The sequence below is a fragment of the Pseudomonas aestuarii genome (assembly GCF_027988105.1).
In the GTDB taxonomy this organism is placed as follows: Bacteria; Pseudomonadota; Gammaproteobacteria; order Pseudomonadales; family Pseudomonadaceae; genus Aquipseudomonas; species Aquipseudomonas aestuarii.
On the sequence record NZ_JAQJZJ010000002.1, the window covers coordinates 195,152 to 217,305 of the forward strand.

At 61.7% G+C, this 22,154-nt stretch carries 23 protein-coding genes; 8 read left to right on the forward strand and 15 right to left on the reverse strand.

Features of this window, described 5'->3' with window-relative positions:
• Positions 1-102: 102 nt before the first annotated feature.
• From PH586_RS04790 to sdhC, 4 genes are read right to left on the reverse strand one after another with little or no spacing between them, the layout of a single operon-like run.
• Positions 103-807, reverse strand: a complete 705-nt coding sequence (locus tag PH586_RS04790; RefSeq protein WP_271346637.1) for a succinate dehydrogenase iron-sulfur subunit — start codon at positions 805-807, stop codon at positions 103-105.
• An 11-nt stretch (positions 808-818) separates the two neighbouring features.
• The gene (sdhA, locus tag PH586_RS04795) at positions 819-2,588 is read right to left on the reverse strand and encodes a succinate dehydrogenase flavoprotein subunit (RefSeq protein WP_271346638.1); all 1,770 of its coding nucleotides are present in this window, start codon (positions 2,586-2,588) and stop codon (positions 819-821) included.
• 3 nt (positions 2,589-2,591) lie between these two features.
• Entirely contained in the window at positions 2,592-2,960 is a 369-nt protein-coding gene (sdhD, locus tag PH586_RS04800; RefSeq protein ID WP_238041857.1) for a succinate dehydrogenase, hydrophobic membrane anchor protein, read from the reverse strand.
• On the reverse strand, positions 2,954-3,340 hold the full coding sequence (gene sdhC, locus PH586_RS04805; protein ID WP_271347048.1) for a succinate dehydrogenase, cytochrome b556 subunit: 387 nt from the start codon (positions 3,338-3,340) through the stop codon (positions 2,954-2,956). The genes sdhD and sdhC overlap by 7 nt, the downstream gene beginning before the upstream one ends.
• Before the next feature lie 372 nt (positions 3,341-3,712).
• On the opposite strand from sdhC, the gene gltA reads away from it, so the two are divergent.
• A complete protein-coding gene (gene gltA, locus PH586_RS04810) occupies positions 3,713-4,987 on the forward strand; it encodes a citrate synthase (RefSeq protein ID WP_271346639.1) in 1,275 nt (424 codons plus the stop codon).
• A 21-nt stretch (positions 4,988-5,008) separates the two neighbouring features.
• On the opposite strand, the gene PH586_RS04815 is transcribed toward gltA, so the two are convergent.
• The 5 genes from PH586_RS04815 to PH586_RS04835 form a co-directional block, all read right to left on the reverse strand.
• Positions 5,009-5,665, reverse strand: coding sequence for an START domain-containing protein (locus PH586_RS04815; RefSeq protein ID WP_271346640.1), 657 nt, complete (start codon positions 5,663-5,665; stop codon positions 5,009-5,011).
• A 27-nt stretch (positions 5,666-5,692) separates the two neighbouring features.
• Positions 5,693-5,953, reverse strand: a complete 261-nt coding sequence (locus PH586_RS04820; protein ID WP_271346641.1) for a YkgJ family cysteine cluster protein — start codon at positions 5,951-5,953, stop codon at positions 5,693-5,695.
• 89 nt (positions 5,954-6,042) lie between these two features.
• Entirely contained in the window at positions 6,043-7,941 is a 1,899-nt protein-coding gene (locus PH586_RS04825; RefSeq protein WP_456300312.1) for a sensor histidine kinase, read from the reverse strand.
• On the reverse strand, positions 7,941-10,160 hold the full coding sequence (locus PH586_RS04830; RefSeq protein WP_271346643.1) for a putative bifunctional diguanylate cyclase/phosphodiesterase: 2,220 nt from the start codon (positions 10,158-10,160) through the stop codon (positions 7,941-7,943). The genes PH586_RS04825 and PH586_RS04830 overlap by 1 nt, the downstream gene beginning before the upstream one ends.
• A 269-nt stretch (positions 10,161-10,429) precedes the next feature.
• Positions 10,430-11,308, reverse strand: coding sequence for an NAD(P)-dependent oxidoreductase (locus tag PH586_RS04835; protein ID WP_271346644.1), 879 nt, complete (start codon positions 11,306-11,308; stop codon positions 10,430-10,432).
• Positions 11,309-11,439: 131 nt separating this feature from the next.
• Between PH586_RS04835 and PH586_RS04840 the strand changes: the two genes are divergently transcribed.
• The 3 genes from PH586_RS04840 to rhtA all read left to right on the forward strand — a co-directional run bounded on the left by PH586_RS04840 (position 11,440) and on the right by rhtA (position 13,291).
• Positions 11,440-11,982, forward strand: a complete 543-nt coding sequence (locus PH586_RS04840) for an exonuclease domain-containing protein (RefSeq protein ID WP_271346645.1) — start codon at positions 11,440-11,442, stop codon at positions 11,980-11,982.
• Between the two features lie 78 nt (positions 11,983-12,060).
• Complete coding sequence (gene ppnP / locus PH586_RS04845; RefSeq protein WP_271346646.1) at positions 12,061-12,342, forward strand: pyrimidine/purine nucleoside phosphorylase; 282 nt, start codon at positions 12,061-12,063, stop codon at positions 12,340-12,342.
• 76 nt (positions 12,343-12,418) lie between these two features.
• Positions 12,419-13,291 carry a threonine/homoserine exporter RhtA gene (rhtA, locus tag PH586_RS04850; protein WP_271346647.1) on the forward strand — a complete coding sequence of 291 codons (873 nt, stop codon included), beginning with the start codon at positions 12,419-12,421 and terminating at the stop codon, positions 13,289-13,291.
• On the opposite strand, the gene PH586_RS04855 is transcribed toward rhtA, so the two are convergent.
• From PH586_RS04855 to PH586_RS04865, 3 genes are all read right to left on the reverse strand, one after another.
• Positions 13,288-15,066, reverse strand: a complete 1,779-nt coding sequence (locus tag PH586_RS04855; protein WP_271346648.1) for an ABC transporter ATP-binding protein/permease — start codon at positions 15,064-15,066, stop codon at positions 13,288-13,290. The genes rhtA and PH586_RS04855 overlap by 4 nt on opposite strands.
• A gap of 134 nt (positions 15,067-15,200) precedes the next feature.
• On the reverse strand, positions 15,201-15,635 hold the full coding sequence (locus tag PH586_RS04860; RefSeq protein WP_271346649.1) for a thiol-disulfide oxidoreductase DCC family protein: 435 nt from the start codon (positions 15,633-15,635) through the stop codon (positions 15,201-15,203).
• 139 nt (positions 15,636-15,774) lie between these two features.
• Positions 15,775-16,890, reverse strand: a complete 1,116-nt coding sequence (locus tag PH586_RS04865; RefSeq protein ID WP_271346650.1) for an ATP-NAD kinase family protein — start codon at positions 16,888-16,890, stop codon at positions 15,775-15,777.
• Between the two features lie 181 nt (positions 16,891-17,071).
• On the opposite strand from PH586_RS04865, the gene PH586_RS04870 reads away from it, so the two are divergent.
• A complete protein-coding gene (locus PH586_RS04870) occupies positions 17,072-17,251 on the forward strand; it encodes a PA1571 family protein (protein WP_271346651.1) in 180 nt (59 codons plus the stop codon).
• 132 nt (positions 17,252-17,383) lie between these two features.
• Here PH586_RS04870 and pdxB read toward each other — a convergent pair whose 3' ends face one another.
• A complete protein-coding gene (pdxB, locus tag PH586_RS04875) occupies positions 17,384-18,526 on the reverse strand; it encodes a 4-phosphoerythronate dehydrogenase PdxB (protein WP_271346652.1) in 1,143 nt (380 codons plus the stop codon).
• 145 nt (positions 18,527-18,671) lie between these two features.
• Between pdxB and PH586_RS04880 the strand changes: the two genes are divergently transcribed.
• Entirely contained in the window at positions 18,672-20,054 is a 1,383-nt protein-coding gene (locus PH586_RS04880; protein WP_271346653.1) for an MATE family efflux transporter, read from the forward strand.
• On the forward strand, positions 20,051-21,133 hold the full coding sequence (locus tag PH586_RS04885; protein WP_271346654.1) for a DUF3080 family protein: 1,083 nt from the start codon (positions 20,051-20,053) through the stop codon (positions 21,131-21,133). Before PH586_RS04880 ends, PH586_RS04885 begins: the two co-directional genes overlap by 4 nt.
• On the opposite strand, the gene PH586_RS04890 is transcribed toward PH586_RS04885, so the two are convergent.
• Together PH586_RS04890 and tusA are read right to left on the reverse strand one after the other, a co-directional pair.
• Positions 21,091-21,546 (reverse strand): gamma-glutamylcyclotransferase family protein, encoded by a 456-nt coding sequence (locus PH586_RS04890; protein ID WP_271346655.1) that lies wholly within the window; start codon positions 21,544-21,546, stop codon positions 21,091-21,093. The two genes, PH586_RS04885 and PH586_RS04890, sit on opposite strands and share 43 nt — an antisense overlap.
• A 2-nt stretch (positions 21,547-21,548) precedes the next feature.
• Positions 21,549-21,800, reverse strand: a complete 252-nt coding sequence (tusA, locus tag PH586_RS04895; protein WP_271346656.1) for a sulfurtransferase TusA — start codon at positions 21,798-21,800, stop codon at positions 21,549-21,551.
• A 132-nt stretch (positions 21,801-21,932) separates the two neighbouring features.
• Between tusA and PH586_RS04900 the strand changes: the two genes are divergently transcribed.
• Entirely contained in the window at positions 21,933-22,133 is a 201-nt protein-coding gene (locus tag PH586_RS04900; protein ID WP_271346657.1) for a hypothetical protein, read from the forward strand.
• Positions 22,134-22,154 lie beyond the last annotated feature (21 nt).

Sequence of the window (22,154 nt, forward strand, 5' to 3'; positions counted from 1 at the left end):
TTTTCAAAGTTAGAGCCACGGCTTTGTGAGCTGCGGCTCTGGCTAGACTGCGACGCTGACTTCAAACCAGCACCGCAGGGTGTCACAGGTAGAGCATTTGAATCAGATACCGCTCTGCAACAGCATGTTGCGTACGTGGCCGATCGCCTTGGTCGGATTAAGACCTTTAGGGCAAACATTCACGCAGTTCATGATGCCGCGGCAACGGAACACGCTGAACGGATCATCCAATGCAGCCAGGCGCTCTTCGGTCTTGGTGTCACGGCTGTCGGCCAGGAAACGATAAGCCTGCAGCAACGCAGCGGGACCGAGGAACTTGTCCGGATTCCACCAGAACGACGGGCAGCTGGTCGAACAGCAAGCACAGAGGATGCACTCGTAGAGGCCATCCAGTTTCTCGCGTTCTTCCGGCGTTTGCAGGCGTTCGATGGCCGGAGCCGGTGTATCGTTCTGCAGATACGGCTGCACCTTCTCGTATTGCTTGTAGAAGATGCTCATATCGACGACCAAGTCACGAATGACTGGCAAACCCGGCAAAGGACGAATCACCAGCTTGCCACCCTTTACCACCGCCGATAGCGGGGTGATACAGGCCAAGCCGTTCTTGCCGTTGATATTCATGCCGTCGGAGCCACACACACCTTCACGGCAGGAGCGACGGTAGGAAAAGGTCACATCCTGTTCTTTGATCAGCGCCAGTACGTCAAGAACCATAATGTCCTTGCCGTCGGTGTCGATCTGGAAATCCTGCATGAACGGCGCAGCATCCTGCTCCGGGTTGTAACGATAAACACTGACTTGCAACATATCCGCCACCCTTAATAAGTCCGAATCATGGGTTCAAACGTCGGAACTGTCTTCGGCGAGAAGTTCACAGCGCGCTTGGCAACGCGCTTTTCACCCGGGAAGTACAGGGAATGGCAGAGCCAATTCTCGTCATCACGATCTTCGAAGTCTTCGCGGGCATGGGCACCACGGGATTCTTTACGAACCTCCGCAGCCACCGCAGTCGCCTCGGCCACTTCGAGAAGGTTTTGCAGTTCCAGCGCTTCGATACGCGCAGTGTTGAAGGCTTGGCTCTTGTCCGCGATCTTGACGTTCGCGATCCGCTCACGCAGACCGACCAGTTGCTCGATGCCTTTCTGCATGTATTCGCCGGTACGGAATACCCCGAAATAGTTCTGCATGCAGGTTTGCAGCTCTTTACGCAGCGGCGCTACGTCTTCGCCGGTGGTGCGCTCATTGACGCCGGACAGACGCTTGAGCGACACCTCGAGATCAGTCTCGGAGGCGTTACGGTAGTCGACACCTTCTTTCAGGGTGCGCTCCAGGTGAATGCCTGCGGCACGACCGAATACCACCAGATCGAGCAGCGAGTTGCCGCCCAGACGGTTAGCACCGTGCACCGACACGCAGGCCACTTCGCCCACGGCAAACAACCCTTCGATGATCTTGTCGTTACCGTTGGCATCCTGCGTGATGGCCTGACCATGAATATTGGTCGGCACACCGCCCATCATGTAGTGGCAGGTCGGCACGACTGGAATAGGCGCAAGCACCGGGTCGACGTGGGCAAAGGTCTTGGACAGCTCGCAGATACCCGGCAGGCGGCTATGCAGCACCTCTTCGCCGAGGTGATCGAGCTTGAGCATCACGTGATCGCCATCCGGACCACAGCCGTTGCCGGCGATGATTTCCTTGACCATGGAGCGCGCAACCACGTCGCGGCCAGCCAGGTCTTTGGCGTTCGGCGCGTAGCGTTCCATGAAACGCTCACCGTGCTTGTTGATCAGATAGCCACCTTCGCCACGGCAACCTTCGGTCACCAGGGTACCGGCGCCGGCAATGCCGGTCGGGTGGAACTGCCACATCTCAATGTCTTGCACCGGAACACCGGCACGCAGGGCCATGCCCACGCCGTCACCGGTATTGATCAGGGCGTTGGTGGTCGAGGCATAAATACGGCCTGCACCACCGGTGGCCAACACTGTGGCCTTGGAGCGAATGTACACGGTCTCGCCAGTTTCGATGCAAATGGCAATCACACCGACAATCACGCCATCCTGGTTCTTCACCAGGTCGACTGCGTACCACTCGTTGAGGAACGAGGTACCGCTTTTCAGGTTGGCTTGATACAGGGTGTGCAGCAACGCATGGCCGGTACGGTCGGCGGCGGCACAGGTACGAGCGGCCTGACCACCCTTACCGAAGTCCTTGGACTGACCGCCGAACGGACGCTGATAGATACGGCCCTGCTCGGTACGCGAGAACGGCAGCCCCATATGCTCCAATTCGAACACGGCTTCCGGGCCGACGGAGCACATGTACTCGATAGCGTCCTGGTCGCCGATATAGTCGGAACCCTTGACGGTGTCGTACATATGCCAGCGCCAATCGTCGTTTGGATCAGCCGAAGCGATGGCGCAAGTGATACCACCCTGGGCGGACACAGTGTGCGAACGGGTTGGGAACACCTTGGTAACTACAGCGGTCTTGTGGCCGCCTTGAGCCAGCTGCAGCGCTGCGCGCATACCCGCGCCGCCGCCACCAATGATGATGGCGTCATAAGAAAGAGTACGAATAGTCATGAATCAGTTACCCCAAAAAATCTGCACGCCCCAGACGAAGAACGTGAACATGGCAATGCCACACGCCGCCTGGAACAGGAAACGCACACCAGTCGCCCACTTACCCAGCGCCATAGGCGTCAGGTAGTCGGTGGAAATTGTCCACATACCAACCCAGGCGTGCGCGCTGAGCGCTACCAGAGTCAGCAGACTGAAAATACGCATTGCGTTATTGGAGAACAGAGCATGCCACTCGGCATAACCCATACCGGGGTTAGCTACTATATAGCCGAGCAAAAACAGCACATAAGCCGCGAGAACGACAGCAGACACACGCTGCGCCATCCAGTCATAGAGACCTGAACGCGAGAAGTTCGTGACGTTGGTTACCATATCCACACCCCCACCAATAGGATCACGACCGCCGAAACGACGAGAACGATCTTCGAGCCCAGCTTGCCGCCTTCCAGCGTCTCACCGATACCCATGTCCATGATCAAGTGGCGAACTCCGGCCACCAAGTGGTAAAGCAGAGCGGACAGCAATCCCCAGATCACGAACTTGGCCAGCGGACTGGTCAGACATTCTTTCACCTCGGCAAAGCCTTCCTCTGACATCAGCGACTTGTCGAGCCCGTAGAGCAGCACGGCAATACCGACGAAGAGAATGACACCGGAGATACGGTGAAGAATGGACGTGTAAGCGGTGACTGGGAGTTTGATAGTCCTAAGGTCGAGGTTTACAGGTCGTTGGCTATTCACGGCTTTTTTTATCACACTGAGAGCCCTAACCATCAGGGCAAAGTTGTCGGGAAGTGCACTGGTCAGGTACCCATCACCCAAGGAGTGACAACCACCAGAATGAGGGCCCAAAGCCCTTGGTGGTCGGGCGCAGAGTATAGACAGTTAGGTCGCTAATGACAACGAAATAGGTCGCTATTGACAGTGCAAAGGCCTGCGCCTAATGGCTCATTGCACACCCCATTCAATTGGCGTAAACAGCGCCATCTCCCGCAAAAAATAGCCCGCAAACCCTTCTGCCGCCTGGGTTTTCCCAAATTGACTTTCGAATTTATCTCACTATAGTGATGCGGGCCCTGCGTGGGGGGCCGTCAGATGATTTCAAGCATAACTAGGAGGCCACACATGGCTGACAAAAAAGCGCAGTTGATCATCGAGGGCGCAGCCCCCGTCGAGCTGCCCATTTTAACCGGCACCGTTGGTCCCGATGTAGTAGACGTGCGGGGCTTAACCGCCACGGGCCGTTTCACTTTTGATCCTGGCTTTATGTCCACCGCCTCTTGCGAGTCGAAGATCACCTATATTGACGGTGATCAGGGCATTCTGCTGCACCGTGGCTACCCCATCGAGCAGCTGGCCGAGCAGTCCGACTACCTGGAAACCTGCTACCTGCTGCTCAACGGCGAACTGCCTAATGCAGAAGAAAAAGCCAAGTTCGTCAGCACCATCAAGAACCACACCATGGTTCACGAGCAACTGAAGAACTTCCTCAACGGCTTCCGCCGCGACGCTCACCCAATGGCCATCATGTGTGGTGTGGTTGGCGCCCTTTCCGCCTTCTATCACGACTCCCTGGACATCAAGAACCCGCATCATCGCGAAGTATCGGCCATGCGCCTTATCGCCAAGATGCCGACCCTCGCCGCCATGACCTACAAGTACTCCATGGGTCAGCCGATGATGTACCCGCGTAACGACCTCAACTACGCGGAAAACTTCCTGCACATGATGTTCAACACCCCGTGCGAGATCAAACCGATCAGCCCGGTGCTGGCCAGCGCGATGGACAAGATCTTCATCCTCCACGCCGACCATGAGCAGAACGCCTCGACATCGACCGTACGCCTGGCTGGTTCATCGGGTGCAAACCCGTTCGCCTGCATCGCCGCCGGCATTGCCGCGCTCTGGGGCCCGGCCCACGGTGGCGCCAACGAAGCAGTGCTGGCCATGCTGGATGAAATCGGCGACGTCTCGAACATCGACGCTTTTATTGCCAAAGCGAAGGACAAGGACGACCCGTTCAAGCTGATGGGCTTTGGTCACCGCGTTTACAAGAACCGTGATCCGCGCGCTACCGTGATGAAGCAGACCTGCGATGAGGTCCTGAAAGAGCTGGGCATTACCAATGATCCGCAGCTGGAACTGGCCATGCGCCTGGAAGAGATCGCCCTGACCGACCCTTACTTCATCGAGCGTTCACTCTACCCGAACGTCGATTTCTACTCGGGCATCATCCTCAAGGCAATTGGTATTCCAACCAGCATGTTCACCGTAATCTTCGCTCTGGCGCGGACCGTCGGCTGGATCTCGCACTGGAAAGAAATGCTCTCCAGCCCGTACAAGATTGGCCGCCCGCGCCAGCTGTACACCGGCTACACGCAACGTGACATAAAGAAATAAGCTTCGGCGTTTATCGAAGCACTAAAAAGGCTGCCACTGGCAGCCTTTTTTACATCCAGAGTCATTCACAGGGCGAATAACTCGCTGCCTTAGCGCTTCGAGCGTGTTGTAGGGTGCATCCACCACAAAACTACCGGCCAACCAAGCAGGTACGCTGCCTCCCGGCTCGCTATGCATCTGGTAAATCACCTCGACTTCACCAGCCGCTTTCGGGATAAACGCCCAATAGCCTTCGGCCTTGCTCACCCGCACCCAGCCCTTTTGCTCCGGCAAGTAATCGGCAACACCACTGAGAATACGGGTGACACTGCCATCGACACCTTGCCGGGTGGTTACCCGCAACACTGCATCGCGCGGCCTGACCGGCCACGGCATATTGAAACGACTATAGATCCAGCTTTGCCCGCCCTCATGCTTGAGCAGCCTTTGCTCTCGACACGCATAGATCCAGGCGCAGGAACCGCTGACATCTTCCTGCATCGCCAACAAGGTCGGCATATCCGCCTTGAGCCTGACAATGCCGCGGTACGCCTGGTACTTTGAACCTGGCACCTTGCCCAGGAATACCTGGATACCCGCTTGATCCTTGACCAGGCGCCAGCCCTCAACCTGCAAGGGACTGGCCACCGCCAGCAGCGCCCCAGCGGATAAAAGCATGCCCACCAGCGCCCTCCTCATTGCCAGCCCCTCACTTTGACCCCGCCCTCAGCTCGCCAGAGCGGTCTGCTGTTCCAGCCAGCCAAGCAGCTGGATCGCCTCTTCATTACGAGAACCACAGACATCTGGATCAGGCAAAAACGCCGAGCACACCGCCGGTCGCTCCGCCTTACCGAACAGAGCGCAATAATTCTCTGGGGAAAGCTGAATGCAACGCTCGCCTGCCGCCTTGCCATTCGGCATACCGGGGATAGACGAACTGATCGAAGGAGCAATACAACAGGCACCACATCCAGCACGGCATTGCATGACGGCACAACCTCGACAAAATCAAAACGGCACGCCGATGTTACTCGACCGACAGCAATCTGGGTAAACAGTGCGATGCGCTACAGGAGTCAAGCCACGAGCAGGTGCAGGCGAAACCGGCTGCCCTGCCCCGGCGAGCTGAGCACTTGCAGTTCAGCGCCAAGAATATCCACGGCCAGCTGATGGGTGATGTGCAAGCCCAGGCCAGTGCCACCCTGACCGCGGCGCGTGGTAAAAAACGGGTCGAAAATCTTCGCCAGCACCTCGCCGCTCATGCCACAACCGTTATCCTGCACCTCGATCAGACAACGACGCGTCACAGAATCGTGGTCGAGCCGAACCCGCACGACCCCCTGCATTCCCGGCGCAAAGGCATGGATCAGGGCATTGTCGATCAAGTTTTGCAGGATTTGCCCGAGCGGCCCCGGATAACTGTCGAGCATCAGGCTCGCGGGCAAGTCCAAGATGACCCGATGGGGCGACTGCTTTAATTTCAGCGCGAAAACCAGCATCACCTCACGCACCAATTCGACCAGATCGAAGGTGCGCCGCTCTGTACTGGCCCGATCACTGGCCAGTTGCTTGAAAGCCCGGGTCAATTGCGCCATACGTGTTACGTTGCCAAGAATGATCGTCAATCCTTCGTCATTACGACGCAAAAACCGTTCCAGGGTTGAACGCTGCAAGCCCTCAGTGAAACTCTTCTGCAACTCCTGACCTCCTTGGCGCAGGGTCGAGGCGGCAACACTGACAGCACCAATCGGCGTATTCAGCTCATGCGCGACTCCAGCCACCATGGTCCCCAGGGAAGAAAGCTTGTCAGCCTGTAACAAGGCGCCCCGGGTACGCTGCAACTGTTCGACAGCCTCACGCAGCTCACCATTGCTCTGCGCCAACTCCAGGCCGCTCGACTGCAGATCCTCCAGCGCCTGATCTCGCTCAAGTTCTGCCAACGCCAGACGCAATACCACCACCATGCCCAAGCTCAGCATGACGCAGGCGAACAGCAGCACTTGCCACAACACCCCGACGCGCAGCATTTGCACTTGCTCGTATGGCAAGTGGGAAACCAGCAACCAATTGTCTCCAAGCTGCTTCGACCGGGCATCCTGCTCCCGCGGGTTGAAATGAGTGAAGGCCCAGAAGCCATCGCTGTCGTCAAATGCCCCACTGCTCTGCGCCTGCATCTGCCGCCAACTGCGCGGATGCCGCTTGACCATACTCACCTCGGCCCGATCACGCATAAAGCCCCAGGCATCTTCTGGATCGGCTGCGAGCATCCAATAACCCTCAGAATCGACCAGACTGAGCGTGTCACCATATGCGTCGGAAACCTGCTTCAAGCGGGACAACAAGCCTTGCCCGAGGTAGTTCAACAGCAGGACGCCGCGCCTCTTGCCTTGTCGGTCGAACACCGGCGTAGCGGCGCGCAGAGTGGGCTTGAACGGCTGTTCGACTACACCAAACTCCAGATTGAGATCAAAACGCGAGAGGAAAATCTCTCCTGCCGGTAGCGCCATGGTCTCCGCGAAATAATAGCGGTCGGCCTTGTTCTGCAACTGGGCGGAATCGCGCAGCGTAGCTTGCCCTTCCCGCAGATCGACACGCACCCGCTCCATGCCGTATTCGTCTAGCCAGCGAATCTGATCGTAAACCCCGGTGCTTGCGGAAAATTCGAGAAACAACTGACCCAGAGCATGCAGGTTATCCTGGGTCGACTCGTCCAGCACTCTGGCCAATAGCGGCTGCAGGCTGAGGAACTTGAGGTTGCCGCGCTGAGTGGCCAGGTGCCGGTTGAGCACCCCGACACCCTCGGTCAAGCTGCTCTGTTGATCATGTAACAGCGGATCGAGCTTAGCAGCCAGCAATCGCTCATAGAGCAAGGCCGTCAGCAACAGAATCAATAACGCCCAGGGCAGAAACAGCAGCAGCAAATTGCGGCGTACCGGCGCGGCCTGGCGCAAGGTGCGCCACCCTTGCCGCAGCATCAGGCCACTTGCCCCGGCCAGGTTCCGAGCCAATCCAGCAAATCCGCACAGGGCATTGGCTTGGCAAATAAATAGCCCTGCGCTTCCACGCAACCATGCTGCAAGATCCAGTCAGCCTGCTGCTGGGTTTCCACACCTTCGGCGATGACCTGCATGCCAACGCGGGCCGCAATCTGGATCACCGCTTCGGCAATCATGTGCCGATCGGCAGCCTCGCCGATCTCCTCGACAAAACTGCGGTCGATCTTCAAGCGGTCGGCCGGCAGCAGCCGCAAGTAGCTCAAGGAGGAAAAGCCGGTGCCAAAGTCGTCGATGGCCACGGTGACGCCCATCTGCTGCAACGCCGTCAATTGCTTGCAGACCGTCTCGAAAGAGCGCATGGCCACCGACTCGGTGATTTCCACCTCGACCTGTTGCGGCTGCACACCCGCCACCTGCACATGATGGGAAAACCGCTCAATAAAATCGTGCTGCAACAGTTGCGGTGCCGAGACGTTGACCGCCACGCGAATCTGCGGATAGCCGGCATCAACCAATTGCCGGGCAGCCTGAAGCGCCAAGCGCAAGAGCAAATCACCCAACGGGATGATGTAACCCGTCGCCTCGGCCAGGGGAATGAAGGTTAACGGCGGCACCATCTTGCCATCGGCCTGACGCCAACGAGCCAGCGCCTCGACCCCAGTGACGGCACGGCTGCGCAAATCAATTTGTGGTTGCAACTCGATACTGATGCGCCCGGCGTCAACCGCATCGCGCAGCGACAACAGCATCCGATAGGACTCGGCATGAGCTCTCTGCAGCCTGGGGTCATAGACTGCATGCTGGTTGTGGCCAAGCCGCTTGGCTTCTTTGAGCGTCAGCAGGGCATCCTGCAAGGCCACACTGGCGCTGCCGGTAAAATCAACCAGACGCATGGTGACGCTGCTCAGGCTGTGCACCTGGCCAAGCTCATAGGCCCGGTTGTGACGATGAAACAACGCTACAATTTCCGGCGCACGCACCTGCGACTCCGGCCCGAGAATGGCAAACAGGTCGTCCCTGACCCGAGCAATCAAGACATTGCCGCGGAAGGCATCGCGCAGCTTTTTTGCCACCAGGCCAAGGATGAAGTCGCCATAACCGGTACCGAAAGCAGTGTTGGCACCGGAAAAGTTATCAATATCGATCAGCACCATGGCCCACTCGGCCTTCGCCTCGCTCTGCAGTGTCATCTCCAGCAGGCGGATCAATGCGTTGCGATTGGGTATCTTCAGTAAATCATCCTGGTACGCCATCTCCTCCAGGCGACTGAACAAGGCAACGTTGTACAGGCCGCGACTGATGCTGGCGCTGAACACCTTGAGCAACTCCAGCTCGGTATCATCGAGCGACCGCTCGGTGGCGACATAACAGGCGTAGTCGGCCCCAGCCTGGTAGCGCGAAAAAAACAGCACTGTGCAGTTATCCACGCGCAAGGTCTGCTGCTCATGCAGGCTGCGGCGCAAGGCAGCCACCACATCAGGGTCATCCAGACTGTCGATATCGCCATCGATGCTACCGAAAAAGCGGCCGTTGGCGCTGACGACGCGCACAGCGGGCACCGCGCCCGGCTCACCCTCATCCGCCCGCACGCAGACAATGCCTTCGGCCTGCAGATCGAGCAGCAAGGCGATTTCCGAGAGAATCTTGGCCGACAGTTCGCGGGTGTTCTTCGAGCAGAACAGCGAATTGCTCGACTCCACAATCATCTGCAAGCCGCGCCGCGCTCGAGCCACCGCGCGCAACTGCGAGTAGCCGCGAACGCCTGCAGTCAACACCGTGAGCAAGCGCTCGGCGGTCAGTTCGCTCTTGGTCCAGTAATCATTGATATCGTAATCACGCATAACCTCCTGCACCGGCGCCATTCCCGGCTCGCCAGTCAGCAAGACCACGCGTGTCTCGGCATTGCCGATTACCTCGCGCAGAGCCTTGACCAGGCGCAGGCCGGCATCATCGGTCTCCATCACCACATCGAGCAGAATCAGGGCGATATCTTGCTCATCGGCCAGCATCATCGAGGCTTCGCGGTAACTGAAGGCCTGTTGCAATTCGATACGCCCACCGAGAACTTCGATCTCACTGAGGGCGAATGCCGTGGCGCGCTGAAAGTCTACATCATCGTCAATTGCCAGTACCCGCCAGACAGGTTTATCTGGGGTAGTGGCAACTTCATCATCGAAAAACATCAACTGATCATCCATGAAGAGCGCCTGCCTTGTTCATCTAACGATGGGACTAACACAACCGTTCCAAGCTGGCTGCAGCTGGAGTATAGCCAGCAGAATGCCTACCACAGCCGGTTATACGCCAATCGCGTGGCGACCAGTCAAGACCGCCATGGCGCACTGCAACGGCAGCCGGCCGAGCCCTGAACGCCTGATCCTGCGCCGGTAGAAACATCAAGCGCCAGCGCGAGGTCGCCTCCAGGCGTCAAGCAAATGTCGGGAGGCGCCACGAGCAGGCGAGCGCTTCAGGGCTTGTTCGGCACCTTCAGGCGGGCAATCAGGCTGGAGGTATCCCAGCGTGCGCCGCCCATGGCCTGGACATCGGCATAGAACTGGTCGACCAGTGCCGTAACCGGCAATTGCGCGCCATTGTGCCGCGCCTCTTCGAGCAGGATAGACAGATCCTTACGCATCCAGTCGACGGCAAAACCGAAATCGAACTCACCAGCCAGCATGGCCTTGTGACGATTTTCCAATTGCCAGGATTGCGCGGCGCCCTTGCTGATCACCTCCATCGCCCCCTGGGCGTCGAGGCCGGCACACTGGGCAAAATGCAGCGCTTCGGACAATCCCTGCACCAGACCGGCAATGCAGATCTGGTTGACCATCTTGGTCAGTTGCCCACTGCCGGCCGCGCCCATCAGGCGCACCATGCGAGCGTATGCCTGAATCACCGGTTCGGCACGCGCATAGACAGCCGCTTCGCCGCCCACCATCACCGTCAGCGCAGCATTCTGCGCACCGGCCTGGCCGCCAGACACCGGCGCATCGAGGAAACCCAGTTGCAGCTCGGCGGCCATGGCTGCCAGTTCACGGGCGACATCGGCCGAGGCGGTGGTGTGATCGACCAACACGGCACCCGGCGTCATGCCGGCAAAGGCGCCGTCCGCGCCCAACACCACGCCGCGCAAGTCATTGTCATTGCCCACGCAGACCATCACCAACTCGGCACCCTGGGCCGCTTCACGCGGGGTAGGCGCACTGCTGCCGGCAAACTCGGCCAACCACTGCGCAGCCTTGGCCGGCGTCCGGTTATACACACACACTTGATGTCCGCTGCGTGCCAGGTGTCCCGCCATCGGATAACCCATTACGCCCAGCCCGATAAAGGCTACCTTCGCCATACACACCTCCGAATTCAGGGATACTCAGCCTAACATGCGACTTAGCGAGCCAGAAAAGCTTCGCGCTCACGTTCAAGTGGTCTGTTCGGCCATTTGACTGACGAGGCTAGCCCCTAAACAACGGAGGACCTATGGGACATTGGTTGGTCATCGACCTGGAAGCCACCACCGAGGAAGGGGGTTGGCCGCTGGAAGACATGGAGATCATCGAGATTGGCGCCAGCCTGGTCGGCGCCGCCGGGCATGAGGTCGATCACTTCCAGCGTTTCGTGCGCCCAGTACGGCGGCCGCACTTGACCCGGTTCTGCCGCGAGCTCACCCATATCAGCCAGGCCGATGTTGATGCTGCGGCGCCGCTGACCGGTGTCTGGCCGCAGTTCGAGCACTGGCTGCTGAATCATCAGCCGCACCTGGTCGGCTGGGCCAGCTGGGGCGAGTACGACCGCCGCCAGTTCGAGCAAGACTGGCAGCACTGCCAATTGGTCAGCTGCCTGAGTCAGATCCCCCATCTCAACCTTAAGCGGCGCTTTGCCGAAGCCCGTCAGTTACCTCGCTCGGTCGGTCTCACTACCGCCTTGCAACTGGCCGGCCTGCGATTCAGCGGCGAGCAACACCGGGCGCTCACCGATGCTCGCAACACCGCCCGGCTGCTGCCCCTGGTGCTACCGCTCTAAGGCCCAGCAAAGCAGATGACGCACCGCCGCGGCTTGGGCATACTTGCCGGTCTTTTCAGCCCATGCGAGCAATTGCACATGTTCACAGTCAATGAATACTTCGGCGGCACCGTCAAATCCATCGCCTTCGGTATGGCTGAAGGCCCCGCCACCATTGGCGTGATGGCCGCCGGCGAATACGAGTTCGGTACCGACAAGCTGGAAATCATGCATGTGGTCGCCGGTGCCCTGACCGTCAAACTGCCAGGCAGCGACAACTGGGAAACCTTCACCAGTGGCAGCAACTTCACCGTGCCGGCCAACAGCAAGTTTCAGCTCAAGGTGGCAGTCGACACCGCCTACCTGTGCGAATACCGCTAAGGTAATCAGCGCCTGAGAAACCGGCCCTGATGGCCGGTTTTTTTGTTTATGCCCCTCAACATCGTGGAACAACCAAATGCTGCGCTCATCGCACTTTGCCCTGGTGATTCTGCCGATCATGCTGTTGCTGATCGCCATGACCTCGATCCAGAGCGGTGCCTCCCTGGCCAAAGGCCTGTTCCCGCTGATCGGCGCCACTGGCACCACTGCACTGCGCCTTGGCTTGGCCGCCTTGATCCTGTGTGTCCTGATGCGCCCCTGGCAGGCACGCCTGACCCTGCGTTCTTGCCGCTCACTGGTGGCCTACGGCCTGGCTCTGGGCAGCATGAACCTGCTGTTCTATCTGTCGCTGCAGACCATCCCGCTGGGCATCGCCGTGGCCCTGGAATTCACCGGCCCGCTGGGCCTGGCGCTGCTCTCTTCGCGGCGGCTGCTGGATTTTGCCTGGATCGCCCTGGCGGTCTTCGGCCTCTGGCTGCTGCTGCCCAGCGCGCAAGCCGATGTCCAGCTCGACCCCCTGGGCATGGCCCTGGCCTTGGGTGCCGGCCTGTGCTGGGCGCTGTACATCATCTTTGGCCAGAAAGCCGGGGCCGAGCACGGTCGGCAAACCGTCGCCCTGGGCACCATAGTCGCCGCCTTGCTGGTCTTCCCGATCGGTGTGTGGCACGCGGGCAGCAGCATGTTTACCCTCGACCTGCTGCCCATCGCCCTGGGGGTGGCGGTGCTCTCGTCGGCACTGCCTTACAGCCTGGAAATGATCGCCCTGACCCGTTTGCCGGCGCGCACCTTCAGCATCCTGATGAGCATGGAGCCGGCCATCGCCGCCCTCTCCGGCCTGCTGTTCCTCAGCGAGCGGCTGGCGTTCAACCAATGGCTGGCGATCGGCGCGATCATCCTCGCCTCGGCTGGCGCGGCGGCGACCATCAGGCCGAAAGGTCGCCCTCTCTAAACCGCGGACTCCACCTCGTCATGACTGAACTGCAGCTCGGCCAGGCGCGCATACAGCGGGTTGCTTGCGACCAGTTCAGCGTGTTTGCCAATCGCTATCAGTTTGCCCTGCTCGATCACCGCGATGCGGTCGGCGCTTTTCACCGTGGCCAGGCGATGGGCGATCACCAGGGTGGTGCGCCCTTGCATCAAGCGTGGGAGGGCCTGCTGGATCAGGTGTTCGCTCTCGGCATCCAGTGCACTGGTGGCTTCATCGAGCAGCAGGATGGGCGCATCCACCAGCAGTGCGCGGGCGATGGCCAGGCGCTGGCGCTGACCGCCAGACAAGCCGAGACCGGCATCGCCCAGGTGAGTCTGGTAGCCCTCGGGCAGCTGCATGATGAACTCATGGGCATGGGCGACCTTGGCCGCGGCTTCGACCTCGGCATGGCTGGCGTCGGTTCTGCCGTAGCGAATGTTGTCCGCCACCGAGCCGAAGAACAGCGCCGGGTTCTGCGACACCAGGGCAAAGCTACTGCGCAGTTCGCGAGGGTCGAGCTGCTGAATCGGCACACCGTCAATCAGGATGCGCCCCTGTTGCGGATCGAAGAAGCGCAGCAGCAGATCGAACAAGGTCGACTTGCCCGCCCCCGACGGCCCGACCAGGGCCAGGGTTTCCCCCGGTGCGACCTTGAGGTCGATGCCATCCACGGCAAAACTGCCCGGGCGCGACGGATAGGCGAAACGCAGCCCCTGCAACTCGATACGGCCCTGCAGCGGCTGCGCCAGCGCCACCGGCTCGGCCGGCGGGGTGATTTCATTACGGGCCTGTAGCAGTTCGGCGATGCGCTCGGCGGCACCGGCGGCGCGTTGCAACTCGCCGATCACCTCGCTGAGGGTGCCGAACGAGCCACCGACGATCAGGCTGTAGAAGACGAACGCCGCCAGTTCACCACCGGAAATGCGCCCGGCGATCACGTCCATACCGCCAACCCAGAGCATCACCCCGACCGCGCCGAGCACCAGCACGATGACCACGGTGATCAGCCAGGCGCGCTGCTTGATGCGCTTGCGTGCGGTGTCGAAAGCCGCCTCCGCCGACAGGCCGAAGCGCCGCTTGTCTTCACCCTGGTGGTTGTAGGCCTGCACCGTCTTGATCTGCCCGAGCACCTCGCCGACATAGCTGCCGACATCGGCGACCCGGTCCTGGCTCAGACGCGACAGCGCGCGTACCCGCCGGCCGAAAATCAGGATGGGCGCGACCACCAGCGGCAACGCCAGCAGCACGATGCCACTGAGCTTGGGGTTGGTCACCACCAGGAGCACGCTGCCGCCGATCAGCATGATCACATTGCGCAACGCCATCGACAGCGAGGAGCCGATCACCGACTGCAACAGGGTGGTGTCGGCGGTCAGGCGCGATTGAATCTCCGAACTGCGGTTGCTTTCATAGAAGCCCGGATGCAGATCAATCAGGTGATTGAACACCCGTTTGCGGATATCGGCGACGAAGCGCTCACCGATCCACGACACCAGGTAGAACCGGGTATAGGTACCGACGGCCAAGGCCAGCACCAGCACGAAGAACAGCCCGATCGACTGCTGCAGTGCCTGCGCCGACTGAGTCGCCAGGCCCTGATCGACCAGCAGCTTGATACCCTGGCCCATGGACAGGGTGATCGCCGCGGTAAACATCAGCGCCAGCAAGGCGCCGATCACGCGCCAGCGATAGGGTGCGACGAAACGCCAGGCCATGCGCAGGGCATTGCGCTGACGGGAAGACAGGATCGAAACCATGGTTACTCGCTGCTGGGCAGGTCAGCCCTGAGATTATAGAAGGCGCCGCCTATGCCGCGCGAAAGGCCGTACCCCTGCTAGATGGGGGCTAATCAGCTATAGATCAAGCGGGTCGAGCTGAACGCTCAGCCCTATCAGTGCTGAAGAAAACGCCGTGCGTGGTCGGCGCTCGGCAGCAGGCAGCTTTCATAACGACCGAACAGCCGATAGCGATTGAGCGCAATACGGTCGTAACACCAGTCGCGCACCGGCCGGGGGATGACCCGCAGCCAGGCCAAAAAGCGCCAGGGCCCAGGCAGCTGGGCAACGATGCGCAGCAGCGCGTCCGAGCGGACCAGCAACTTGCCCTCCTCGACCAAAGCCATGGTGTCGAATCGCTCGGTGGGCAGGCCGAACCAGGCCAGCAGCGCCTGGCCCTGGACCGACTGCACCGCGGCCAGGCGAAAGCGCTGCTGCGGGTCATGCCGGATCAGGAACCTGACCCAGCCGTTGCACAGCTTGCACACCCCGTCGAACAGCACCACGCGCTCGCCCGGCTGAATGAAAGGAGGAAGTTTTGCATCCGTCATATCCAGCTCCTGCGCCTGACCTGTCCGGTGCGACGCCCATCAAGCCAGGGTAATCATGGCCAGCAGCAGCGTAACCGGCCCAGCCCGCGCCTCGCCAGGCACTTGGACTAAAGCCTTGTCGGCCAGCCAGCCCTGGCCCTCACCGCCCCACGGGGTACAACAACTCTTCCTTATAGCCGGCCCATACCCGTACCACGTCGGGAAAGGCATCGTCCAGCTGCACATCGCCGCTATCGACCAGCAGCGGCCGGCCTTCCAGGGTGCCCAGCTTGCGCTTGGTCGCCACCACGCGCAGATGATCCAGGCCGATGGCGCGCAGCACCCGCGGGCTGATCTGCTGGTTGCCGCGACCGATGATATGGCCCTGGCCGCCGATGGCGGTGACCAGCAGGCGCGCCGGATGCTCGGCCACCAGCCCGAACAACTGCGCCTCGGTGACATCGCGGGCAATCACCTGGGCGTTCTCGATCACATCGACGCCGAGCAAGCTGGTCTCCAGCCCGAGGTTCTGCGCCAGGCCGTGCAGGGTCGAACCTGGGCCGAAGACGTAGCGCACATCCGCTTCCCAGCTGTCCTGCAGCCAGTCGGCCAGGTCGCTGAGCACCAGTTCTTCGGATTCCACTCCGCCCTGCTTGACCTGCTGCATATAACCGCCCTCTTGCGGCACTGTCAGCTCGCCATACCAGCGCGCCGTCACCCTGCCCTGGCGCAAGGCCTGTTCGTCGATATCGCGCACCTCGCCGCTGGCCAGACGCACCAGGCCGCCCTCGATCAGCCGTGCGGCCAACTCGCCAGCGGCGCGCGGGCTGATGGCATAGACCCCGGACTGGATCTTCACCCCGGCCGGGATGCCCAGCACCGGCTGGCCTTCGCGCACGGCGGCGCAGATATCCCGCGCCGTGCCGTCGCCGCCGGCAAACAGGATCAGCGCAACGCCGGCATCCTGCAGCTGTTCGACCGCCCTGCGGGTATCCGCCGCGCTGCTCACCCGCTCATCCAACTCACCGACCACCCGGAAGCTGAAGCCCATCTCGGCCAGCAGGTCGGCGCCCATCGGCCCGGGAAAGGTCAGAAATTCCAGGCGATCCTGCACCGCCCGCAGACACTCCAGCGCCGTGCGCGTGCGCATTGCCGCCAGCGGCTGGCTGCCCAGGGCCAGGGCCTGTTCGGCTACGCCATCACTGCCCTTGAGCCCCGCCGGACCGCCAAGGCCTGCCAGGGGATTGATGATCAAGCCCAGGTGGAACCGCGACATAAACACCTCTGTGAGCCCCCGAGTGTCCCGGGGGGCTTTTCAACCCATACGTTGTTTTGGCACAGTGACAAGTGAGTCACTGGTGAACTGTATCTTTGACGCAACTTCATCGTTCGAGAAGGTCAGAGCCCGCTCAGTCGACTCTTTAGACTGCGCACACCACCTGATGAGGAGACCGTTCATGAGCCCACAGCAGCAGACGCCAGAACCCCATGTTGCCCCTGAGCAGTCGCAACAGCCGGTGGGTGGCGCCATCATCGACGAGCAAGGCCAGGAAATCCCGATCACCGAGAACATGATCCAGCGCGCGTGCCAGGAGCTGGAAAAAGACCTGACCAAGCCCAATACCGACAACAGCTGAGCCGAAAGTGTAGCCCGACCCAGGCCATGTCTGGGTTGTTCTTCGGCAGTGAGCCGTTAGTGCGTTGAGGCGCTCGGCTGCAGTGCAACACCGGTCGACCTGGACTGATGGGTGCCGTGAATAACCGCGCCCTCAACGCAACGTCGCCCCCAACGCCCTGATCATCTGCACCAGTTGCGGCGCATCGCCTTGCAGCTTGACGCTCAGCCCATCGATCTCGCGGCGCATCGGGTAATGCTTGCGCAACGCATCGAAGGCCGCACGTTGGCTGGCCGTGTCACCCCGCAGGCTGCGGCGAAAGTCCGCATCGTCGCGCCGCGGGTCATAGACCGCGCGGCACACCGTCGCCAACGCCCAGGCCGGATCGGCACCGGCATCCAGGCTCAACTCGGATAGCCAGGGCGCTGGCATCAACTGGTCGAGGCTGACCGCTGGCGGCCAGCCGAAATGCGCGCAAACCGCCGCATAGATCTGCGCCGTGCCGCGCAGCTTGCCGTCCAGGCTGTAGCCGGCGATGTGCGGGGTGGCGATGCGGCATAAGTCGGCCAGCTCGACATCCACCTGCGGCTCGCCTTCCCAGACATCCAGCACCACCTGCAGATCGTCGCGCTGCTTGAGCAACTCGCGCAGCGCCGGGTTATCCACCACCGCGCCGCGGCTGGCATTGATCAGCCAGGCGTCCGGTTTGAGCTGAGCCAGGCGCCGCGCATCGAACAGATGATGGGTCGGCTGCGCGCCGCCACGCTCGAGCGGGGTGTGCAGGCTGAGCACATCGCACTCGGCGAGCACCTGCTCCAGGCTGACGAAATCGCCGCCTTCGGCGAGCTGGCGCGGTGGGTCGCAGACCAGCACACGCCAGCCCAGGCCGCGTAAGACTTCGACCAGGCGACCGCCCACCTCGCCGGCGCCGATCACCCCATAGGTGCGGGTCGCCAGTTCGACGCCCTGCTGCTCAGCCAGCAGCAACAGGCTGCCGAGCACATAATCGACCACACCGCGCGCATTGCAGCCGGGCGCACTGGCCCAGCCGATGCCGGCCTGGGCGAAATACTCGAGATCGAGATGGTCGGTGCCGATGGTGCAGGTGCCGACAAAGCGCACCGCGCTGCCTTCGAGCAACGCACGGTCGACCCGGGTGACCGAGCGCACCAGCAGCAGTTCGGCATCGGCCACGGCCGCCGCTGCGATAGTGCGACCGGGCAGGCGACGGACCTCGCCGAATCCGGCAAAGAACTCATCGAGCAGGGGAATGTTCTCATCTGCGACTATTTGCATGATCGGCTCCATACGTCAGGCCGTCATTCTACCCTGTCGACGCCCATGCCGGCAGCGCGCTGAAACAGTGGCATACGCGGCTTTCCTGACCGAAGTGTCAGCGCGTAGACTACGCGGTTTCCCGGAGAGCCAGCGGATGACCTCTATGCCTGCCGTATCGCGCCTGCAGCGCGTGCGCACCGAGCTGCACAGCCTGCTGGTGCTGGCCACGCCGATCATCATTGCCCAGTTGGCGCATACCGCCATGGGCTTCGTCGACACGCTGATGGCCGGCCGAGTCAGCCCCCAGGACCTGGCCGCGGTGGCGCTTGGCAACTCGATCTGGGTGCCGGTATTCCTGCTGATGACCGGCATTCTGCTGGCAACCACATCCAAGGTGGCGCAGCGCTTTGGCGCCGGCCAGCAGGCCGAGATCGGCCCGTTGGTGCGCCAGGCCTTGTGGCTGGCGCTGGCGGTCGGCGGCGCTGCCGCGATCTTGCTGTGGAACGCCGAAATCGTCCTGCAGCTGATGCATATCGAACCCAGCCTGATCGAACCCTCCATGGGTTATCTGCGCGCGGTGGCCTGCGGTTTCCCAGCAGTGGCGCTGTATCACGTGCTGCGCTGCTTCAGCGACGGTCTCAGCCATACCCGCCCGAGCATGGTGCTGGGGGTACTCGGTTTGCTGCTGAATATTCCGGCCAACTACATCTTTATCTACGGCAAGTTCGGTCTGCCAGCCATGGGCGGGGTCGGCTGCGGCTGGGCCACCGCACTGGTGATGATCTTCATGCTGCTGGGCATGCTCTGGTGGGTGAAGTGGGCGCCCTTCTATAAACCGAGTCAGCTGTTCAACCGTTTCGAGTGGCCACAGTGGGCGGTGATCCGGCGTCTGCTGGAAATCGGCGTGCCGATCGGCATCGCGGTGTTCGCCGAAGTGAGCATCTTCGCGGTGATCGCCCTGCTGATCGGTGGCCTCGGCGCCAGCGTGGTCGCCGGCCACCAGATCGCCCTCAACTTTACCTCCATGGTGTTCATGATCCCCTACTCCCTGGGCATGGCCGCCACCGTGCGCGTCGGCCAGATGCTCGGGCGCGGCGAGCCACGTCAGGCGCGTTTCGCCGCAGGCGTAAGCATGGCCACGGCCCTGGGCTATGCCTGCCTGTCCGCCAGTTTGATGTTGCTGCTGCGCGAGCAGATCGCGCAGATCTACACCGCCGATCCGACAGTGATCGCCCTGGCCTCCGGCTTGATCGTGTATGCCGCGATGTTCCAGTTCTCCGATGCGATCCAGGTCACCGCGGCCGGCGCCCTGCGCGGCTACCAGGACACCCGCATCACCATGCTGCTGACCCTGTTCGCCTACTGGGGCATTGGCTTGCCGGTGGGTTACGCCCTCGGCCTGTCCAGCCTGTTCGGCGAGCCGAGCGGCCCGCGCGGGCTCTGGCAAGGCTTGATCGTCGGCCTGACCTGCGCCGCCATCATGCTGGCGATTCGGCTCGCCGGCAGCGCGCGCAAACGCATCCGAGCCGCTAAGATGGCGCGATGATCACCAGAACCCTTGCCCTGCTTAGCCTCCTCATCCTGTCGGCCTGCCAACCGGCCGATGACGGCCTGGCCCTGCAGGCGGATTACCTGCAGCGCCTGAACAATGTCGTCGAGGGCGATGCCGTGGTGGTCTTCGACAAGGCCCAGTTGACCCGTTATCGCTTGCCGCCGCGCCGCGAGCGCGTGGTGGATATCCCCGAGGTACGCATCGGCCTGCTCGATCTGCTGATCGACGTGCGCCGCTGCCCCGCTCTGCAGCAGCAGATCAGCTTGCGCAACAGCATCCTCGGCAAGCAGTTGGTACCCAGTAGCCGCCTGGGCTATGAAGGCGATCTATTGCGCGCCATCGATGCGTGCTTGGCGCGCCTTGCCGACGAGCAGGATCTGCAGCTGCAGGGCACACTCAGCAGCCTGGCCCAGGAGAAACGCGCCCAACTGCCCAGCGTGTTCTGGAATGCGCTCAACGCCAGCCAGGAAGTCGAGCGTTACCTGCGCTTTGCCGACCAGGCCCTCCCGACCGCCCCCAGCGAGGACAATGCCGCCCTCGCCGCCCTGGCCCAGCTGGCCGCCATGGCCAATGCCCTGCCGCAAACCCTGCCACCGCCGACAGCCGAGCTCGACCCGCTGTTCTTCGCCCTGCATGCCAGCCCCCAGGGCGGCCAGTTGATCAGCAGCCTGGCCAGCCTGACCCATACCCTCAATCAGGGCAGTCGCCTGCTCGAGGAGCGCCAGCAACAGCGACCCATCTGCCCGCAGGGCCAAGCGACCCCGCGCGGGCGCATTCTGCAGAACATCTTCGTCAAGTATTACGCCGGCGGTTTGCAGCCCTATCTGGCCCAGGTGCACCAGCGCGGTCAGACCTGGAGCAGCAGCCTGCGCCAGCTCAGCGCCACAGCCGAGGTGCCGGCGGCCACGCGCAACTACCTGCTGAACCTGGCGGGTCCCGAGCAATCCCTGTGGGCTGATTTTCAAGCCGCCACCACCCGGCATGTACATGCCTGGCAGGACAGCCTGCAAAGCTGTGGCCTGGCGCCCGGTCAGTCCGGGTGGAATGGCGAGGCCGCCAACGCCGACCAGTAGGCGTCGGAGAGGAACTCACGCCCTTGCAGCAGATGCGCCAGGTAGTCGGCACTGGGCAGCAGGCCATCCTGCCGAAACGCCGGATTGGCGATATACACCCAGGCAGGCTGCACGCCCTGGGCCGTGACGATCGCCAGGCGCTCGCGGCTGTAATAGATCGGCGTGCCCTCGAAGGGGTCGAGCTTGGCGATCTCATCCAGTTCGGCCAGTCGGTAGAGCACGCCCTCCACCACGCCATCGCGCTGGTGACGGATATTGGCGTAGGCACGACCCGGGGCACGGTCCATCGCGCGCTTGTTGAAACACAAGGCATAGCCGATCAAGCGGCCCGGCAATACCTCGCTCACCCGCAGACCACGGGCCTGCATGCGCGCCGGATTCATGTTCGAGCCATAGGCGAAGTACCAGCCCATGCTCAGTCGGCCTTTTTCCGGATCAGGTACAGATAGGTACCCGCCTCTTCGCTCTGCTCGAGCAGCTCATGACCGAGAAACACGCAGAACTTGGGAATGTCACGCCGGGTCGAGGGGTCGGTGGCGATCACCTTGAGCAAGCCGCCAGCCGGCAGGTCGCGCACCTTGTTGTGCAGCATCATCACCGGCTCGGGGCAGTTCAGCCCGCTGGCGTCGAGGGTGTCATCGAGAATGGCGTCGGATTGCAGGGACATCTGGCTGGCTCCAATAACAGGCGGCTATTGTCGCGCAAAGCGGCCCCGCCCACCACCCGCCGCGCTTATGCGCCAAGGCGAAGCCGAACTAGCCTTGTACAGGTAGCCCCACAGGCGGCGCAGGAGGTGAACATGTCCGCACCCAACCCATCCCGCAACTGGTGCCTGGTGCGCCTGGACGACAATGGCAACGAGTTCGTCGTGGGCGCCGACCTGAGCCGTGCTGCCGCCGAAGCCCTGGCGCGGCAATTCGAGGCGCGCGGGCACAAACAGAGCTATTGGATCAGGCGACAGCAGCCCTCTAGCCCGGACGCAAGCCGGGAAGATCGTTGAGGCCGCCCCCGGAGTTCATCC

What these genes read in the sequence shown, in the direction of transcription:
- PH586_RS04790 (WP_271346637.1), bottom strand. Translation starts at nt 807, where the DNA reads ATGTTGCAAGTCAGTGTTTATCGTTACAACCCGGAGCAGGATGCTGCG.
- sdhA (WP_271346638.1), bottom strand. Translation starts at nt 2,588, where the DNA reads ATGACTATTCGTACTCTTTCTTATGACGCCATCATCATTGGTGGCGGC.
- sdhD (WP_238041857.1), bottom strand. Translation starts at nt 2,960, where the DNA reads ATGGTAACCAACGTCACGAACTTCTCGCGTTCAGGTCTCTATGACTGG.
- gltA (WP_271346639.1), top strand. Translation starts at nt 3,713, where the DNA reads ATGGCTGACAAAAAAGCGCAGTTGATCATCGAGGGCGCAGCCCCCGTC.
- PH586_RS04815 (WP_271346640.1), bottom strand. Translation starts at nt 5,665, where the DNA reads ATGAGGAGGGCGCTGGTGGGCATGCTTTTATCCGCTGGGGCGCTGCTG.
- PH586_RS04820 (WP_271346641.1), bottom strand. Translation starts at nt 5,953, where the DNA reads ATGCAATGCCGTGCTGGATGTGGTGCCTGTTGTATTGCTCCTTCGATC.
- PH586_RS04825 (WP_456300312.1), bottom strand. Translation starts at nt 7,941, where the DNA reads ATGCTGCGGCAAGGGTGGCGCACCTTGCGCCAGGCCGCGCCGGTACGC.
- PH586_RS04830 (WP_271346643.1), bottom strand. Translation starts at nt 10,160, where the DNA reads ATGGATGATCAGTTGATGTTTTTCGATGATGAAGTTGCCACTACCCCA.
- PH586_RS04835 (WP_271346644.1), bottom strand. Translation starts at nt 11,308, where the DNA reads ATGGCGAAGGTAGCCTTTATCGGGCTGGGCGTAATGGGTTATCCGATG.
- PH586_RS04840 (WP_271346645.1), top strand. Translation starts at nt 11,440, where the DNA reads ATGGGACATTGGTTGGTCATCGACCTGGAAGCCACCACCGAGGAAGGG.
- ppnP (WP_271346646.1), top strand. Translation starts at nt 12,061, where the DNA reads ATGTTCACAGTCAATGAATACTTCGGCGGCACCGTCAAATCCATCGCC.
- rhtA (WP_271346647.1), top strand. Translation starts at nt 12,419, where the DNA reads ATGCTGCGCTCATCGCACTTTGCCCTGGTGATTCTGCCGATCATGCTG.
- PH586_RS04855 (WP_271346648.1), bottom strand. Translation starts at nt 15,066, where the DNA reads ATGGTTTCGATCCTGTCTTCCCGTCAGCGCAATGCCCTGCGCATGGCC.
- PH586_RS04860 (WP_271346649.1), bottom strand. Translation starts at nt 15,635, where the DNA reads ATGACGGATGCAAAACTTCCTCCTTTCATTCAGCCGGGCGAGCGCGTG.
- PH586_RS04865 (WP_271346650.1), bottom strand. Translation starts at nt 16,890, where the DNA reads ATGTCGCGGTTCCACCTGGGCTTGATCATCAATCCCCTGGCAGGCCTT.
- PH586_RS04870 (WP_271346651.1), top strand. Translation starts at nt 17,072, where the DNA reads ATGAGCCCACAGCAGCAGACGCCAGAACCCCATGTTGCCCCTGAGCAG.
- pdxB (WP_271346652.1), bottom strand. Translation starts at nt 18,526, where the DNA reads ATGCAAATAGTCGCAGATGAGAACATTCCCCTGCTCGATGAGTTCTTT.
- PH586_RS04880 (WP_271346653.1), top strand. Translation starts at nt 18,672, where the DNA reads ATGCCTGCCGTATCGCGCCTGCAGCGCGTGCGCACCGAGCTGCACAGC.
- PH586_RS04885 (WP_271346654.1), top strand. Translation starts at nt 20,051, where the DNA reads ATGATCACCAGAACCCTTGCCCTGCTTAGCCTCCTCATCCTGTCGGCC.
- PH586_RS04890 (WP_271346655.1), bottom strand. Translation starts at nt 21,546, where the DNA reads ATGGGCTGGTACTTCGCCTATGGCTCGAACATGAATCCGGCGCGCATG.
- tusA (WP_271346656.1), bottom strand. Translation starts at nt 21,800, where the DNA reads ATGTCCCTGCAATCCGACGCCATTCTCGATGACACCCTCGACGCCAGC.
- PH586_RS04900 (WP_271346657.1), top strand. Translation starts at nt 21,933, where the DNA reads ATGTCCGCACCCAACCCATCCCGCAACTGGTGCCTGGTGCGCCTGGAC.